14 protein-coding genes and 1 pseudogene are annotated in these 17,236 nt (G+C 45.3%); 7 read left to right on the forward strand and 8 right to left on the reverse strand.

Annotated elements, in window-relative coordinates; genetic code table 11:
- Window positions 1–33: 33 nt before the first annotated feature.
- Complete coding sequence (locus CLIN57ABFB40_RS00005) at window positions 34–903, reverse strand: urea transporter (RefSeq protein ID WP_175628355.1); 870 nt, start codon at window positions 901–903, stop codon at window positions 34–36.
- A gap of 844 nt (window positions 904–1,747) precedes the next feature.
- Window positions 1,748–2,044 (reverse strand): annotated as a pseudogene (locus CLIN57ABFB40_RS00010) (helix-turn-helix domain-containing protein).
- 383 nt (window positions 2,045–2,427) lie between these two features.
- Between CLIN57ABFB40_RS00010 and CLIN57ABFB40_RS00015 the strand changes: the two are divergent.
- The 7 genes from CLIN57ABFB40_RS00015 (at window position 2,428) to CLIN57ABFB40_RS00045 (ending at window position 10,413) form a co-directional block, all read left to right on the forward strand.
- Window positions 2,428–3,369 carry a helix-turn-helix domain-containing protein gene (locus CLIN57ABFB40_RS00015; protein ID WP_175628356.1) on the forward strand — a complete coding sequence of 314 codons (942 nt, stop codon included), beginning with the start codon at window positions 2,428–2,430 and terminating at the stop codon, window positions 3,367–3,369.
- 134 nt (window positions 3,370–3,503) lie between these two features.
- Complete coding sequence (locus tag CLIN57ABFB40_RS00020; protein WP_175628357.1) at window positions 3,504–4,622, forward strand: tyrosine-type recombinase/integrase; 1,119 nt, start codon at window positions 3,504–3,506, stop codon at window positions 4,620–4,622.
- 244 nt (window positions 4,623–4,866) lie between these two features.
- Window positions 4,867–5,691: a transposase gene (locus CLIN57ABFB40_RS00025; RefSeq protein WP_175628358.1), complete on the forward strand. Its 825-nt coding sequence runs from the start codon at window positions 4,867–4,869 to the stop codon at window positions 5,689–5,691.
- 196 nt (window positions 5,692–5,887) lie between these two features.
- Window positions 5,888–6,262, forward strand: coding sequence for a helix-turn-helix domain-containing protein (locus tag CLIN57ABFB40_RS00030; protein WP_175628359.1), 375 nt, complete (start codon window positions 5,888–5,890; stop codon window positions 6,260–6,262).
- Between the two features lie 5 nt (window positions 6,263–6,267).
- Window positions 6,268–7,407, forward strand: coding sequence for an AAA family ATPase (locus CLIN57ABFB40_RS00035; RefSeq protein WP_175628360.1), 1,140 nt, complete (start codon window positions 6,268–6,270; stop codon window positions 7,405–7,407).
- 118 nt (window positions 7,408–7,525) lie between these two features.
- On the forward strand, window positions 7,526–8,626 hold the full coding sequence (locus CLIN57ABFB40_RS00040) for a DUF6371 domain-containing protein (RefSeq protein WP_175628361.1): 1,101 nt from the start codon (window positions 7,526–7,528) through the stop codon (window positions 8,624–8,626).
- A 320-nt stretch (window positions 8,627–8,946) separates the two neighbouring features.
- A complete protein-coding gene (locus CLIN57ABFB40_RS00045) occupies window positions 8,947–10,413 on the forward strand; it encodes a mobilization protein (RefSeq protein ID WP_175628362.1) in 1,467 nt (488 codons plus the stop codon).
- A gap of 53 nt (window positions 10,414–10,466) precedes the next feature.
- Here the strand turns inward: CLIN57ABFB40_RS00045 and CLIN57ABFB40_RS00050 are convergent, their stop codons facing one another.
- The 6 genes from CLIN57ABFB40_RS00050 to CLIN57ABFB40_RS00075 form a co-directional block, all read right to left on the reverse strand.
- Complete coding sequence (locus CLIN57ABFB40_RS00050) at window positions 10,467–11,234, reverse strand: hypothetical protein (protein ID WP_175628363.1); 768 nt, start codon at window positions 11,232–11,234, stop codon at window positions 10,467–10,469.
- Window positions 11,235–11,323: 89 nt separating this feature from the next.
- Window positions 11,324–12,166, reverse strand: a complete 843-nt coding sequence (locus CLIN57ABFB40_RS00055) for a DUF4848 domain-containing protein (RefSeq protein ID WP_117740105.1) — start codon at window positions 12,164–12,166, stop codon at window positions 11,324–11,326.
- A 25-nt stretch (window positions 12,167–12,191) separates the two neighbouring features.
- A complete protein-coding gene (locus CLIN57ABFB40_RS00060; RefSeq protein ID WP_175628364.1) occupies window positions 12,192–12,821 on the reverse strand; it encodes a hypothetical protein in 630 nt (209 codons plus the stop codon).
- Between the two features lie 20 nt (window positions 12,822–12,841).
- Window positions 12,842–13,813, reverse strand: a complete 972-nt coding sequence (locus CLIN57ABFB40_RS00065; protein WP_172500216.1) for a DUF4249 domain-containing protein — start codon at window positions 13,811–13,813, stop codon at window positions 12,842–12,844.
- 4 nt (window positions 13,814–13,817) lie between these two features.
- A complete protein-coding gene (locus CLIN57ABFB40_RS00070) occupies window positions 13,818–16,382 on the reverse strand; it encodes a TonB-dependent receptor (RefSeq protein WP_175628365.1) in 2,565 nt (854 codons plus the stop codon).
- Complete coding sequence (locus CLIN57ABFB40_RS00075) at window positions 16,379–17,182, reverse strand: FecR family protein (protein WP_175628366.1); 804 nt, start codon at window positions 17,180–17,182, stop codon at window positions 16,379–16,381. Before CLIN57ABFB40_RS00075 ends, CLIN57ABFB40_RS00070 begins: the two co-directional genes overlap by 4 nt.
- Window positions 17,183–17,236: the final 54 nt, after the last annotated feature.

Here is a 17,236-nt window from a genome sequence, read left to right on the forward strand (position 1 = left end):
AAAAATGTCATAAACTTATATTTGAAGGCTAATTTAGTTATTCTGTATCTTGATTGTTTTTTGTGCCATTATTATGACCCATACAGATATAACAAAGGGAGCGGTTAAGGTAGTGATACCCAAACTCATTCCTAGAATCTGCAATACGGTGGATAGTAAGACAGAACATCCTGTCCATATGCCACTTTCTCTGGTCGTCCCTCCTAAAGCTATGGCACATAATACACCATTGTAGCCCATTAATCCGGCATTTAAGTTTGTAGCATCCACTTCAAATAAAATGGCTAGGGGAATAGGAAGAAGTGCTCCCAAGATAGTATAGAGACTTGCCTTTCGAGAATTAATTAAAATGCCTATAAAGAAAAATAATCCGGCTAGAACTGTATCTCCTTGAAACATGACTTGACCTATACCTAAGCAGAAGGTCTGGAAATAATTAATATTTTGTGTGGAATCAATAACCGTATCAGAAACCAATAGTAAATTGGGGAAAAGCCAGCTGCAAACTCCCAACATTCCCCATACAACAAGAATGAAAGGAGCGGTGAAGCCAGGGAGCAGGCGTTGCCGATTGAAAAAATAAGCAATCCATGTGGAAAGTGCGGAAGTGATAATCAACATGATTAAACCTCCTACCGATAATTGCAGAAATACGCCAACCGCTATACCTACTAAAGTTCCATTAAATCCATATAATCCATTTTTAATATCATCATGCTTATATCCTGAAAAATAAGCTGTCAGTGTACTTATTATATTACCGCAGACTGCTAGTATTCCCATTTGCCATGAGTTTAAAAATATTCCGACTAGCATTAATAATCCAGAGAACGCATTATTCTGGAACATCACTTGCCCTATTCCACGTCCCAAAATGAGAAATAAATTGTGTATAAAGACCATTTGTATAAAACATTGACTGATAAAGTGATGACAAAAGTACAATCTTCTATTGAAAATAGCAAGATAAAGAGATGGGTAATAAAAGATTGTGGGCTTATATATTACTAGTAAAATTTTGTAAGAGCAGGATTGGAGATATTGTTTTAAGATAAAGAGTTAATGATACTTGTCTCATATATTTCCTTTTGAAAAAGATTCTTTATTTGTTAGTGGTCGGGAGTCTGTGTAGAAAATTTAGAAGCTATATTGAATTATCATTTATTTTTCGTATATCTATAGAAAGAAACTAAACAATATATCTATGAACTACATAGTAGGAGAAAACAGAAATTAAATTCAAATGATAGTTCTTGAACAATTGGTTACTCCAGATTCATTTGTGGATATCTTACCTATAGATGAGCTTGGGTTTAAACATGTCAAACCTCAATCAGAAAGGAGGCCACCGTATAATCTTGCAACATTACTAAAATTTCAGACTGACCCCTATTTTCTGCTACCTGCCAGAAAAAAGAAATCCCTGATAATCTGATATTATCAGGGATTTGCTTGATTTTTCTTTTGTTTCCAGTGATCCGCCTGGGGCCCGAACACTTTATATTATACTTCTGTAACCATTTGATTATCAAACTTTCTATGATATCGGGTTTGTGAAGTCCTCCGATTTCACCCTGTATTACCAGCTGCATTTTACAGTGGTATTCATCCTTCTATCATGTTACAAAGTTACGAAATTTCTATTTGATATGCTAATTTATGAGCCATTAATTGAATGTAGCACTCTTATAATCAGATGAATATTATACAGAACACCTTTGATAATATTTCAGACTGGATAGAGAATCTACTCTTGAAAAGCCTTATGATAATTATCTTCCAATAACTTTTCCACATCTGATTCTTTATACAAGATCTTTCCACCTAACTGATAATAAGGAAGCGTTCCGTTGTTGCGATACTCCTGCAAAGTTCTTCTGCTAATTTTTAATCATTGGGCTAACTCTTTATCTGTAATATATCGCTCTCCATTCAATGGAGGACGGCTATTATCTACGATCTTGTTCATTTTCACAAGCATACTGTCCAATGCCTTGAAAAAAGCAACAACCTGTTTGTTGTCTTTCATTATAATTCCTTCCATGACCTATTGATTTATATTTTTGATTTTGTATTTAGAAGCGTATAACAACCAAAACCAACCAGAAATATCCAATCATAAACCATTAATTATCAGCATATTCTAAGATTTAACACTTTTCAGCTGCTTTTTGATGCTTCCCAAATTTCCACATATTTTTGAGACATATTTCTGACGTGGAGAATTTGCGGGGCTTATTTTTTGTCACATCGTGCAGGGAGTTGACAAGAGTTTACAACCGTTTACGATGAGCGACAATTTCCGCCCCGATATACGGCGATAGTCACACCGTGTAGAAATGCGACAGGGGTTGACTGCTGTTTACATCTGTTTACCACTTCAGGGATATATAGATAAGTAAATGAACAGGTAAACGATAAAGCAGTATGAAAACAACAAAGAAATGCCAATTTTGCGGCAAGCCGTTTGTCACCCGGAGCGGAATGCAAAGGTATTGCAGCGAGGCTTGTCAGGCGGAAGCCAAGCGAGCCAGAGTAACACAGAAGAACAACCTCTTCAAGGTCGCCCTGCCACTCATGGAGATACAGCATCAGGAGTATCTCACTTTTTCCAAAGCAGCCACGCTCATGGGCTGTTCCCGACAGTACATCTATAAACTGGTAGCCACCGGCAAGCTGAAAGCCTCACGCATCAGCAACCGCATGGCATTTATCCGCAAAGCCGACATCGAGCAGATGCTGGAGGGCAATCCCTACCACCGTATCTTACCCGGTAGCACCTCCTCACCGAAAAAGTCCGCATCATCTTCCAAGCCAGCCAAAAAAGAAATAAGGGAAAATAAGAACGATGAAGTGTTGGACTTTTATTCGGGTGAGGAAGTGATGTCCCTTTATAAGGTCAAGCAATCGTGGCTCTATACCTCCGCTAAGCGCAACCATATCCCTATCTGCCGCATCGCAGGAAAGAACTATTACAGCAAGAGGCATATTGACGAGTTCTTCGGCGTGTCTGTTGATATAAGCGAAATCACCGACTGGCTCCTGACCGAAGAAGCGGAAGCAGTGTTCGGCATGAAACCCTCCGCACTCCGGGCATACGCCTACCGCCACAAGATACCCACCAAAAGAGAATACGGACGTACCTACTACTCCAAATCCCATCTGGACGGACTCCGCAGAACCGACCTTGTGAACGATGAACGCTACTACACCGTGGAGCAGGTTCAGCAAATCTACGGGCTGTCTTCCGCCAACATCTGCCATATCGTCAAGGTAAAGCACATCGAGAAGGTGAAAGTAGGTGTAAAGAACCTACTTCTGCGCTCGGATGTGGAGCGTGTCATGGCGGAGAGGAACAAACAACCGTGAATAACCTCCATTATCGGGGAATTATCTCAAAATGATTGTCCGTGACGTTTCTCACGGTTATTTCACGTTGTTCCTTTACCACCGAAAACACGGAGATACCTCCAAAAAGTACAACCAATTAAAACACTATCCATATGAGTAAATGCAAGACAGTGACCTTGCGCAAGCGCAAGATTAAGAACGGGACACAGTATTCGCTATGTCTGGACTATTATCCCGGCTACCGTGACAACACCACCATGAAAGTGATTACACGGGAAGCCTTGGGCATTTACATCTTCGCCAAGCCTGCCAACCAGCAGGAGCGTGACTTCAACACACGCATGATGAAGAAAGCGGAGATACTGCGTAACCAACGCTATGAAGCCATCTTCAACGAGAACCACGGCTTCTTTGACAAAGCCAAGATGAAAGGCGATTTCCTTGCCTACTTCAAGTGGCTGGCAGAGCGGAAAAACACCAAGTGGCTGCACGTCTATAAACACTTCGAGCGGTTTGTGAACGGCAAATGCACCTTTGAGGAAGTCGATGTGGACTTGTGCCGTAAGTTCATGGAGTATCTGCTCGATGCCCCTCAGTCCATACACACCAACCAAAAACTGCATATCAACTCTGCGGCAGGGTACTGGTCCACTTTCCGTGCCGTACTCCATACCGCCTACCGTGACAGGAAGGTAAAGGAGAACCCCAACGGGTTCTTAGACCGTATCGAGTGCATCCCGACCATGAGGGAGCACTTGAGCCAAGAGGAACTGATACGGCTTGCCGAAACGCCTTGCGAGGAAGAAGTCCTGAAAAGGGCATTCCTCTTCGGCTGCCTGACCGGATTAAGGAAGAGCGACATCAAACAGTTGACGTGGCAACAGATACAGCCGTACACCAACGGTAAGATGTTCGTGACCACCCGTATGCAGAAAACAAAGCAGATAGTCCATAATCCTATCAGTGATGAAGCATACGGATTGCTTGGGGAACGGTGCGAGGGGTTAATCTTTAACGGCTTTAAGGACAAAATGCTGCAAGGCCCGTTGAAACGGTGGCTCTCGGCGGCAGGCATAACCAAGAAGATAACCTTTCACTGCACCCGCCACTCGTTCGGAAGCCTGCACGTGGAAATGGGTACGGACATGGCTGTCATACAAGCCTATTTAGGACACAAGAACATTACCACCACACAGATTTATTCCAAGATGGCGGCGCAACAGATGTGTCAGGTGGTGGACAAGATAACATTGAAGCGCAAGGAAGCGTAAGTTGGTTTCAATATACAGGGTATTCAGGGGGATGGTTAAGGCATACACGCAATGACCGTCCCCTCTATTTTTGCCCATAATGGCCTCTTAATAACCCCTAATAGTATGATTATAGAGTATGATTTCGGACTTTTGGTGAAAAACACTGAAAAAGAACCCACTAACCACAGGTAATGAATGATAATTGGCGGAAGACTGTTAATTTTGTGGTTAAAACGAGTAATAACCGGATAAAACATGGAATATGGAACCAACCATCAAAGACAAACATATCATTTTAGGCTTCATCTTCGTAGCCATCTGCCTAATCTCCTTTTTTATAACACTCATCGTTGCGGAGGGTTTCAAGCAGGACAATTTTGTAAGACTGATAGTCTTCTTATGTAGTAACCTGCTTGGATGGTTACTGTATTTCTCCTTTCAGACTGTTATCTTCGATACCTACGAAATCTATAAAATCAAGTTCGGCAAGAAAGAAACTCCTGCCGAGGTCGTAACCGTGCAGGAAGAACAGCCTCAAAACACCCTCGAACCAGCCGCACCAACATCTATATTGATAAACGAAGAAGCCCCAGTCAACACAAAGCCGATAGCAATGAAAATCGACCCGAAGCGCCACGAGGCAAACCGTGCCAGTTATGAGGACAAGCAGAAGCAGGAAGAGGAAGAACGTGTCCGCATGGTCATGGAATATATCCATTTCATCATGCCACGTATAGTGGACGAAGCGACCGTGAACCATATCTGCAACGAGGTGGGCAACTGGATGAGCCTTAACACCTACAAGCCGAAGCCGATACACGGACGGCTGACCAAAGAAATCACCAATATTCCACTTCGCCATTTCATATGGAACATATCCGAGCGTTTCATGTACAAGAAATATTATAACGGAGATAACCGTGCCCATTTCATCAAAGATCTTTTTCCACGGGAATTTGCCGATACGGATATAGCGACCATCAAGAACTTCAAGGTTGACCCATTGAAATCTCCGATTCCCATTGACGAACCCGAAAACGGCAGCTTGGATTTCCATTATCCTGCGGATTACGTGCGGAAAGAATAAAAAACTCCCAATAACGGCAAGCAGCCAACAATACATAACCACCTGTCTTACATCGTTTCCCGAATAATCTTGCCCGTCATTCACGGTTGGGCATCGTTATTCGGGAATTATTTTGCAATGACCTGCCGTGGAGATATTCACGACCGTATCATCGCAGTCCTTTGCGCCAAGTCTTACAAAAGAGACGGGCACAAATATGAACAAAATCAATCTTACATTCAACGACCTCCCGGAGGTCGTGGCCCAACTTCGGGACGAAGTGATGAGCCTGAGAAGTCTGCTTACCGAGCAGAACGGTGTGAATAATGCAAAGGCAGTGGACACCCATGTCCCCATGTCGGTGGACGAGGCGGCGGAGTATTTGGGTATTCCCAAAGGCACGCTCTACATGAAGCTGTCGGACGGAACCATTCCTGCCACCAAGCCCGGCAAACGCTATTGCCTTTACCGTGACGAACTGGACAAATGGTTGGAATCCTCCCGGAAGAATCCCGTACCGTTGTCCGATGAGGAACTGAACGCATCCATTTCCTCTTCCCACCGTCGCAAACCCAATCCACGTAACTGGTAAATGTCATGGAAGAGGGCAAGAACTATATCAACCTGATACATGGCGACCTCACGAGGGCAACCCAAGTAAGGGACGGTATGCCGGAGAGTATCGGCGTGATGAGTATCAAGACCGCCAACAGGACTGTACTCGAAGCATCGCTGTTGCCCACACCCCGTGTGCTGTGGGACAGCTTTTGGTACGAGGGGGAACTGTCCTGCCTCTTTGCCGATTCCAACGTGGGCAAGTCCATCCTTGCCGTGCAGATTGCCGACCGCATAGCCCGGACGGATAATGTGCTGTATCTGGACTTCGAGCTGTCCGACAAGCAATTCCAACTCCGCTACACGGGTGAACACGGAAATCTCTACGCCTTTCCCGAAAGGCTGTACCGGGTATCGCTGGACTGCAACTCCTTGTTGGCATCCGATTTTGAGGTGGCGATAATCGGCAGCATCGAGCAGATGGCATTGCAAACCGGCTGCAAGATTTTCATCGTGGACAACCTGACCTATCTGTGCTGCGCCATGGAGAAAGGAGATGCCGCAGGACGGCTGATGATACAGCTTAACAACCTCAAAAAGAGGTATGAACTGTCCATCCTTGTATTGGCGCATACCCCCAAACGTTCTTTGGATTGCCCCATCACGTCCAATGACCTTGCAGGAAGCAAACGGCTCTACAACTTCTTTGACAGCGTGTTTGCCATCGGCAAGAGTGCGCAGGATAACGGGCTTCGCTATGTGAAGCAGTTGAAAGTGCGCTATGGCACATACTCATACGATGCGGACAATGTAATCATCTATGAGATTGAGAAGGTGGATGCCTTCTTGCAGTTCGTACATCGAGGCTACTCCACGGAAAAGGAGCATCTGAAGAAATTGGGTGACAACGAATCAAGCCAAAGGGATTGCCTGATTCTGCAACTCTCCCAATCGGGCAAGTCCGTAAGGGAGATAGCCTCCGAGGTGAATTGCGGCAAATCCACCGTCAGCCGGATTATCCAACGCAGCAAGGAGGGTAGGACTGCGGCTGTCCCAAGTGTCCTACCGTCCCAACCCACTGGAAGTGGGACAACGGGACAAGACGGGACAGGTGGGACAACCACGGCTGCAAAGCAGGCGGAACTGTTTGCAGAGCAAGAAAAAGAGGAGGACAAGCCATGAAAAGGCAACATTCCCCGAAGTGTCCCAGGGTGTCCCACTGTCCCATACCCCATAGACTAGGACAGTGGGACAGGACGGGACAGCAGAATAATCAACTAAAAAATAAAGGAGGCAAGCAATGAGCAACTATTCGTTACAGAGTTATAAAGGAATGGCGACACGGCATACCTGCCCGAATTGTGGCGACAGACACTCTTTTGCCTATTATGTGAATGAACAGGACACGCCCCTGCATCCATCGGTCGGCAGGTGTAACCATGAAAGCAGCTGTGGGTATCACTATACCCCCAAGCAGTATTTCCACGACCATCCCGAATGTCGTGCTGCTAACGATTTCTCTTTTGACAGGCAAAGAGTGGAACAAAAAACTAAGCAGCCATCGCAGCCGACATCGGTATGTTATATTCCAATCCACTATGTAGAAAAGTCGCAAAGCGTTCATAGTAACTTCTTCCGTTTCCTCTCCAAGCTCCTCATTGCCTATTATGGCAGCAAGGCAAAAGAGGTGTTAAACCGATTGTTAGAGGAATACCGCTTGGGAGCTACCCATGACGGGGCTGTCATCTTCTGGCAGATAGACCGCAATGACAAGGTGCGCACAGGCAAGGTGATGCAGTACAATCCCGAAGACGGACATCGTATCAAGGGAGGACAGACATCGGCAGTGAACTGGATACACAGCATACTGAAAAAGCAACAGGTATTGCCGGAGGAGTGGCAGTTGTCCCAATGCCTCTTCGGGGAACATCTGCTGAGAGACAATCCCGACAAGGTGGTGATCTTGGTGGAATCTGAAAAGAGTGCCGTTATCGGCTCGGCTATCTTTCCCGGCTATGTATGGCTGGCGACAGGCGGCAAGAGCCAGATGAAAGAGGAAAAACTACGTGTGCTGAGTGGACGAACCGTCCTCCTCTTTCCCGATGCGGACGGATATACCGAGTGGAAACAGCGTGCCGGAAGTATGACCTTTTGTAAAGTGATTGTGTCTGACATCATAGAAAAGAACGCCACACCGGAACAGAAAGCTGCCCATATCGACATTGCTGACTGGATTATTTATCAGATAAAGGAAGGCAGACTAATGTGTACAGCCAACCATTTGGTCGAAGCGGAAAGAATCCTCCAACGGATGATAGAGAAGAATCCCGTCCTGCAAAAGCTGATAGATGATTTCGACCTTGTGCTGGTAGGCGCAAGTCCAATCGAAAGCAGTGATTGAAACCCTCCCTGACGGCAGGAGAGCGGAAGCCGTAGGCTGTGCGGAAAGACAAGGGCTTGCCCTTGATATAGCCCACTATAACTACACGCTCCGCTTTCGTAGTTGTGGGCTCTCCCGAGGGGCTGGGCTTTGCCCCGTCCCACTTAGGACTTTGCCCTAAGAACCCACTCAGGGCGTTTCTCCCCTGAGAACCCCGAGCAAAGAGTGACCCTCTCTTTGTAATCTCCGCTTATGGGTTACCCCCCTAAGAACCCTGTGCGGTTATGAGCGGACATCAGCTAACAACTTTAGTCAGACAACCAGAATCAAAATTTAAGAATATGGCAACAAAATCAAGCATACATATCAAGCCCTGCAGAGTCACATCAAGTGGGGCTCATAACCGGAGAACTGCCGAATATATGCGCAATATCGGCAAGTCTCAAATCTACATCGTACCCGAACTGACTGCCGGTAACGAGCAGTGGATAAACCCGGGCTTCGGCAATCCCGACCTGCAGGCGCACTATGACTACATCAAGCGGATGGTCAAGGAAAAGACAGGACGTGCGATGCAGGAGAAGGAACGTGAACGAAAAGGCAAGAACGGGAAAATCACCAAGGTGGCTGGATGCTCGCCAATCCGTGAGGGCGTGTTGCTCATCAGACCGGACACGACACTGGCAGATGTGTGCAAGTTTGGCGAGGAGTGCCAGAGACGCTGGGGCATCACTCCTCTCCAGATCTTCCTGCACAAGGACGAGGGACACTGGCTGAACGGTCAGCCGGAAGCGGAAGACAGGGAGAGTTTCAAAGTCGGCGAAAGATGGTTCAAGCCGAATTACCATGCCCATATCGTTTTTGACTGGATGAACCATGACACAGGCAAGAGCCGCAAGCTCAATGACGAGGATATGACAGAAATGCAGAATCTGGCATCCGACATACTCCTGATGGAGCGTGGGCAGTCAAAGGCTGTTACAGGCAAGGAACATCAGGAACGTAACGACTTTATCATTGGGAAGCAGAAGGAGGAAATGAAGCGGCTTGATGCCACGAGGCAATACTGGGAACATCAGCTGGAAATGGCGAACAAAAAGATGCAGGAAACGGAAAGCATTACCAACGCCCTTATCGAAAAGGCAAATGAAAAGGAACGGCAGAGTGAAGACCTTGATAGGGCTATCAGCGAGAAACGCTCCAGACTGAACAAGGAAAAAGGAAGCGAGCTTCTGAACGCCGCTGTCGGTTGGGCTACCGGGAAATCGAAAGCCCTGAAAAATGAAATAGAGGATTTGCGCTGTGAGATTTCCACGCACGAGGAAACCATCGAACGGTTACAGGATAAAATCCAGACCATACAGAACGACCACAGCCGTGAGCTGATGCAACTGGATGCCAAACACCGATCCGAACTGAACCGCAAGGAAACGGAACATGCACAGGAAACTACGAGACTCAAGAACCGGATTGCATGGCAAAGCCATATTATCGGCTGCCTCAGTTTCCTGCTGCTAAAAACAAGCGACATCTTCCGCAAGGCGGTACACAGTATCATCCGTTTTGCCCGTGATTATTACAAGTCCCGTTTTGACACGGAACAGGTATCTGACATCAAGAACGCCCTTAACCTGTTCGGGGATGACAGACAATCACATCAGGCGGCAGGGGATTTCCTGTACTTCACTGCCAGGCAAAAGGGTGAATTTGACAACCGGGAGCAAATCAAAGCCAGACGGGAGGTTGACAATGTGGTGGAAGGGAATTATGACCAGCAGCAGAAAAGAGGTTTTTCGATGAAAAGATAATACCTTTATCTTATAATCCTCGCTTCAGGAGTAACGATAGAAATCAGTGCAGGTTATTTGAATAGCAAATTAAATAATCCGCCACCGATATCAATACCCAATTTGTTGCCTTTATACTGAAAATACGGAGCTACTATCGGAAGCGTTTTCGTTTTATGCAACGGAAAATCGGTATGGCTTCTGACGCCGAAATCCATCCCCCAGTTGGGAATGATGTCATAGGAAACGAATCCCCCGTAATTCGAGGAACTGAAAGGAGAAGAAAGAATGAAGGAGTATGAGGCAAATGTGTTTAGACGAATTTTCTCGTTGACGGGATATGTCAACAGCCCGGACAATCCCAATAGCTGACTCTCGCGTCTGGGGACACTCCATTTTACGGTATATGCCTGCAAGTTGAATGACCAGCAACCGGGAGAATACACATATCCGATACCTGCATAGTTCATTGTTCCCAAGCCGATGAAGTTTTCCTGCCTGCCTATGCCGTAAAAATAGCCGGAAGGATAGCTTTTAATGATACCGGAGGTAGAATATTCCCCCTCATGCAAAGGCGATTTGTCGGTAGGGAATGTCGGATTATAAGGGTTCTGCATGTCAAATGTTATCCGGGACGGGCAACTGCCGGAAGAAAGATCAACCACTTTCCGTATATCCAAAGGCTTTGGGGTAATGCTTCTTTCGTTATGAGGCGAAGTATTTCCTTCCTGAACGGAAACCTTGACGGTGTCACGCGACACTTGAATTTCCTGACCGTAAGAAGCGGCTTTATTAAGAAAAAGGGAAATCACAATAAAACAAGTAAATACTTTCCTGCTCATAAAATGATAATTTTAATATTCGGGACGAACATTTGGCTATATCAGAGATTCGTCCCGAATGATTGGTGAATAATCCGGTTCAATAAGGATTACAATTGCACGGTCATTATTCCGCAGTTTTCTTCACCGGTACCGCGAGTCCACATATACAATTTCGCTCCATTTGGGAAAGGATTGCCCAAAATCATAATGTCATGACCGCTTTTCACTTCTTTACCAAATTGTACAGGGCCGTTAGGCGTGTATTTCCAATAGTACGCGGTCGTATATTCCACCCAACCCCATAAAACTTTCTTAGACGCATTTACACGGATAGCCTGCTGGCTTCCTCGTACACCAATCTGTGCGGTGAACTTTCTTTTCTTCGTTTTAACATGAACCCTGTTTATGCCATTTTCAATTGTTACACCCAACGGAACAGGATAAAGTAAAGAAAGTTCTTTCTTATATCCATCATAATTTTCAAACTCCCTCAAATTCTTTCTCTCACCGGCGATACATACGAATCCTTCTGGATTCAATGTGATTGCTTTGCTAACATTCAATACAGGCATATATATCGACAAATCGGTACTATCCTTTTCGTTAAATATAAAATCGGTCTGGTAAGCAGCCTTAACGGATTCATATTCCTCTTTGCATGTTGCATTTAATATTTTTTCCAAAGCTTCACTGTGTACTCTATACATGGAGGTGAATCCTTCCTGACTAGATTCCCATTGCAGAAGCTCCTCATCAGTTAACATACTCAAGGAATCAATTAAGGCATTGTATTCTTCCTCACTGGAAAAGGAAAGAATGTTTTCGTGCAAACTCCTGGATGTAGGAAAAGAATGTTTTTCCTCGTTCATCGGATTGTTAATTATATCATCAGAGCTGCATGATGATAAGACTGTCATTGCCAAAGCAAGACTAAAAAGCGTTTGTTTCATACTTGAAAAACTTAATGATTGATTATTATTTAAACATGGGCACATACAATGACATGCCGAACTCTTTATTATTCTTTGTGTTGGAAGCAAATGCATTGTCATACAATGGCTTGAAACCATGCTTGTAAGAAGCGGATAATTTCATGCCGTTATTAAACTCATAGCCCAAGGTGAGAACAACCGGAAAGTCGAAAACCTGCCCTTTCAGGTTTTCCTTCAATTTATTGGTTTTGAAATAACCGGTTGGTTCAATGCCAATACCGGCATACAGTCCGGAACAGATGCGGTAATTGATTGCGCCGTTCAAGGCAAGTCCCCATATCCATGCTTTATCAGACCACGGAACAACGTCGTTTCCATTCAAATCAAAAGACTCTGCTTTTCCCTGAACAACTTTTCCCAATATGGAAGCATCCATCCAGAAGCGATTGGAAAGTTTGAAGCCAAACTGGTAACCAAAATTGAAGCCTATTCCTGGTGTCCATCGGGTTTCGGGATAGATAGTTCCATTCGCTGTTCCCGTACTCAAGTAGTAAGAATACCCCGAATATTTTCCCAAATGTTCGTCCGTCACACTGATAATAACGCCAGATTTTTGTGCAAAGCATCCTATTTCTGTTACCAAGAATAGCATAGATAAAATTGTCTTTTTCATTTTCTTTATTATTTAGTTTTCTATAAATTGTCTATCCATTCCGTCTGAAACATCCTGCATCCTCCCACAACGCCTATCCCGTTCGAAACGTTGGTATAAGTGGAACGTATAGGAGCCAGTTCAGAGTTTCCAAGTCCATTTTTTTTCTGCTCGTTCACTGATTTCAGATACCTGTAAAACTCTTCCGAAAGGCTGTACAGATAAATCCTGTATTTCACTTTGTGTTTGATATGCTCGATTCCGTCAGGAGTTATAAAATCGTCTTCATAGTCTGTCTCATAATGGGTATTCAGACGAATCGTGTAGCTTTTCCCTTGAATTTTCGTATCGTCCCAGTAATACAAATTCCGGTAGAACCCGTTTTCAATCATCAGGATATCGTCTAACCCGGAAGATGTATTCAGCAGAGGTTCGTCGTCCAAGTTCAACGCGAGGGTACTGCTTTCTTCCGAATACTTGCCATCGTTCCAGAACAGTTGTTTACGCTCCACCTTCAACGCATAATAGTCTTTTGTCAGCGCATTGTCTGTAAAGCCTATCCGAAACTGAAGCAGGTTCGGTTCACCGTCTTTGAGAGCCAATTTGATTGATGTCAAAGGGAATCGGGACGGGACAACCGTAGCGGATGAAACCGCTTTCATTCTTTCTGCCGCTGCGGTTATGTTGACCTTGTCGCCATCTTCATACGCCTTTACCGCGTAATAGCTTTGGGCGGGGACTCCCGGTATGGAATCGTCCGTCCATGCAAGGGGTACCGCTTCACCGTTTACGGACAGGTGGACGTCCGCTCCCTTCAGTCCCCGGACGAGCTCGCCTTTCTGACTGACGGGAAGGCTGCGTGAAAGGTGGACTACCGTTGTGTCGCCGCTTCCCGGATAGCTGTATAGCACCAGTTTGGGGGAAGCGCCCACATCGTCCAGTTCAAAATGATAGGTACAGGACGAAAGTAAGCCGATATACACGGGCAGTAATATATGATATAAATGTTTCATGCACTTAAAATTTGAGGGTATAACTAAACGAGGGTATAATCGGGAAAATGCCAAATCCCTTACCCCTGAAACCGCCGTCGGGCAGACGCTCTATCCGGGTATAAAACGCATTCATACGGCAATAGGCGTTATAGATGCTGACGTTCCAGATACGCTCGAATCCCCTTTTGGTAGTACGCCGGAAATTGACACCCAAATCGAGCCGATGATATGCCGGGAGCGTGATGTTGTTCGGCTTCTCATAAACCAGTTCTGGTTCGCCTGAATCCGGCACACCCGGGAAAGACGGTCCGTTTACATACTGTGTAGGGATGGTGGCACGGTCACCGCTGCGGTAAACCCATGCAGCGTAGGCATCTATGCGGTCATTGAACTTATGCCGGAAAGCGATGTTCAGTTTATGCCGATTGTCGAACTTGGCTGCATACCAGCCGGGATAAAAATCAGTAAACTTTTGCAAGCTCCATGAAAGCGTATATCCAGCTTCAATCACATTGTAACGATCTTTGTATGCCAGCGACCATTCCACACCGTAAGACTTCCCTTTGCCGGTTTTGACCAAATTATCCCAGTTCTCAGCGGGAAGCATCAGACTGTTCCCCCCATCGTATTCCAGCAATTGGCTTGTAGTACGGTAATACCCTTCCACATTCAAACGGATATGCCTGGGTAATTCCGTATAGATTCCGGCTGCCACTTGCCTTGAGCGCATGGGACGGACTCTGCGTGTGGAAGGTACCCAACTGTCTGTTGGCAAATTCAGATAAGTGTTTGACAATTGGTGTGCAAACTGGCTCATTTCCGTATAAGACACTTTCACCGTGGCTCTTTCCGAGCATTGGTAACTAATGGCCAACCTTGGTTCCAAAGAATGATACACCTTTTCATCTGTCTGGTAAAGGGTGTAATGCAGTCCCGTATTTAATCTCGCCTTAGCCGACAGCCGCATTTCATCTTCCGCATAAAACGCGACCTCGTTTCCCTTATAGCTACTTGCGCTTGCTGACGATAAGGTATCCCTGTCCGTCTGGTTTCTGGAAACAGTGCTTTGCGGATGATATATGTGATGCAGATAATTGCTGCCAAAACGTATATGATGATTGATGCCAGGACGATAGTCGAATTCCATGCGGTATCCCATGTCGTCAATGGTGGAATGGTTGGAGCGCTCCATCTCCGTCATGGAAGTTTGTTCCCTGTCGAAAAAAAAACGGCTACCTTCCACATAATCATACTTGGAGATATTGTGTGAATAGACACCGGTGAAACTTCCGGACAATTTCGGGGTGATTTGACTATTCCACGTCAGAGCCGTAGTCAAGTTGCCCCATTTGGCCTTGAAATCGGAGTCGTAATGCTCCCCATCATCGAATACCTGCCGTGCTTTTGCCTTCAGCAGGTCATTCCCTGAAAACACGCTAAGCGACAGTTTATTATTGCTCGAAAAACGGTGGGTAATTTTCCCATTGATGTCGTGAAAGGCATAGCGTACCTTCTTTTTGTCATCGGGATTAGAGCGGTTGAGCAGGAAGAATACCGGGGATGTAATCAAATCCGCCCAGCTTCTTCGCATGGCTATATTGAACGAAGTTTTGTCTTTTATGATGGGGCCTTCAAACTGTATTCTGCCATCGAGCAACCCCAAAGAGAAAGTTCCGTGAAACTCCTTCGTATTCCCTTCTTTCGTGCGTACATCCACTACAGAAGAAAGTCTGCCGCCGTAACGTGCCGGGAAACCGCTTTTATAGAAATCCACGTTTTTGATAATGTCCGTATTGAAAGCGGAAAACAGCCCGCCCAAATGATTGACCTGGTAAAGCGGTGTTCCATCCAGCAGAAAAAGGTTCTCATCATTCTTACCCCCATGTACATACATACCGGAAAGTAGCTCCATTCCGGAAGCCACACCGGGAAGGCTCTGTAGAGTCTTGACCAAGTCCGGTGAACTAAGTAGCGAAAACTCCGTATTCAACTGTTCTGTAGTCAAAGACACTTTGCCGGTCTGTGTCGTGCGTAAGGGAGCGTTCATGTCTGCAACCACTACCACCTCTTTCAGCGAGGTACTGCTTTCTTTCAAATAGATAACACCCTTATAATTGGAACTCAAATCCACCTCCTTCACCACATCTTGATAACCTATATAAGAAAAACGAAATTTGTGTTTCCCTTCCGGCAGCGTAATGCTGAAAAAACCATGCTCATTACTCAGCGTGCCTTTCAGCGTATTCAGATCAAGGACTGTCACATTGATGAGCGTTTCACCGCTGTTTTCACACACATATCCGGAAAAGGTATAGTGGTCGGGACGAAACAACAAGACATATTCGTTGCGGATTTCCCATTTTATACCGGTACCGTCAAAAATCCTTTTCAAGTTTTCCTGCAAAGAATTTCCGGTCAGAGGCAAGGCTTGAGGTTTGGCAGTCACCAGCGATGAGTCATACACAAAAGTTACACCATACATCCCCTGCATCAGGTCGATAGCTTTTTTCATTTCCGTCATATCCTGTTGTTGAGCTTTGATACTCATACATACATAGAACAGCAATAGGGTCAGTACAATTCTCATTGTTTCTTCTTTTCAATTTTTACATTCAACACTTTTTCTATAATCTCAATAATCTCATCCAGATTTTTGTCCTTAAAGCTGGCAGTCAGCCGCCTGTCTGTCTTATTGGCAACCAATTTCACTTTGTAGAACCTTGACAATTCTTCAAGCACTTTAGGAAGAGGAGCATTGTCAAAAATGAAACTACCCGTTTTTCCTTCTTTGATTATCTGTATATCTTTTCGTTCTTCCGTCACTTCCGCTACCATGCCTCCGGTCAGAATCACAGCGTCCGGTTGCCCGATAGCCGACAATTGCACCTTTCCCGACGCGACTTGCACAATAGCTGTGCCTGCACGGCTCTCATCAACGGTAAAGACAGTACCCAATACTCTAACTTTGGAAAGTTTTCCTTCCACCGTAAACGGACGGTCATTATTATGTTTGACAGAAAATGAGACCTTTCCTTCCATATGCACCCTACGAATGGAACTTCGGTAATCTTTCTCATGGAAACGGACGGAGGAATGCGGAAACAGGGTTATGAAAGAACTATCCGGAAGCACATAATCCACGGGGTGCGAGTATGCCGTTACCTCCTTCCATACTCCGTTTTCTCGGAAACGGGGATAAATAAAAACTACGGCCAGAATGGCTGCCACCATACCTGGAAGCATCCACCAAAGACGGAAGGATTTCCGTCTCTGTTCCGTTATCTGATATTTCTCTTTGAAAGCCTTCAATGCTTTTTGCGTATCCAGCTTGTTCTTCTGATAGTGGCGCAAGACAAAATGAAGGCATTTTTCATCCGTGGTTCTCATACTCTTTTATTTTGGTTTTCGTATTAATGACTGGGATTACAGACAAATTCACTA

It is taken from the genome of Bacteroides acidifaciens, assembly GCF_903181435.1.
Lineage (GTDB): Bacteria > Bacteroidota > Bacteroidia > Bacteroidales > Bacteroidaceae > Bacteroides.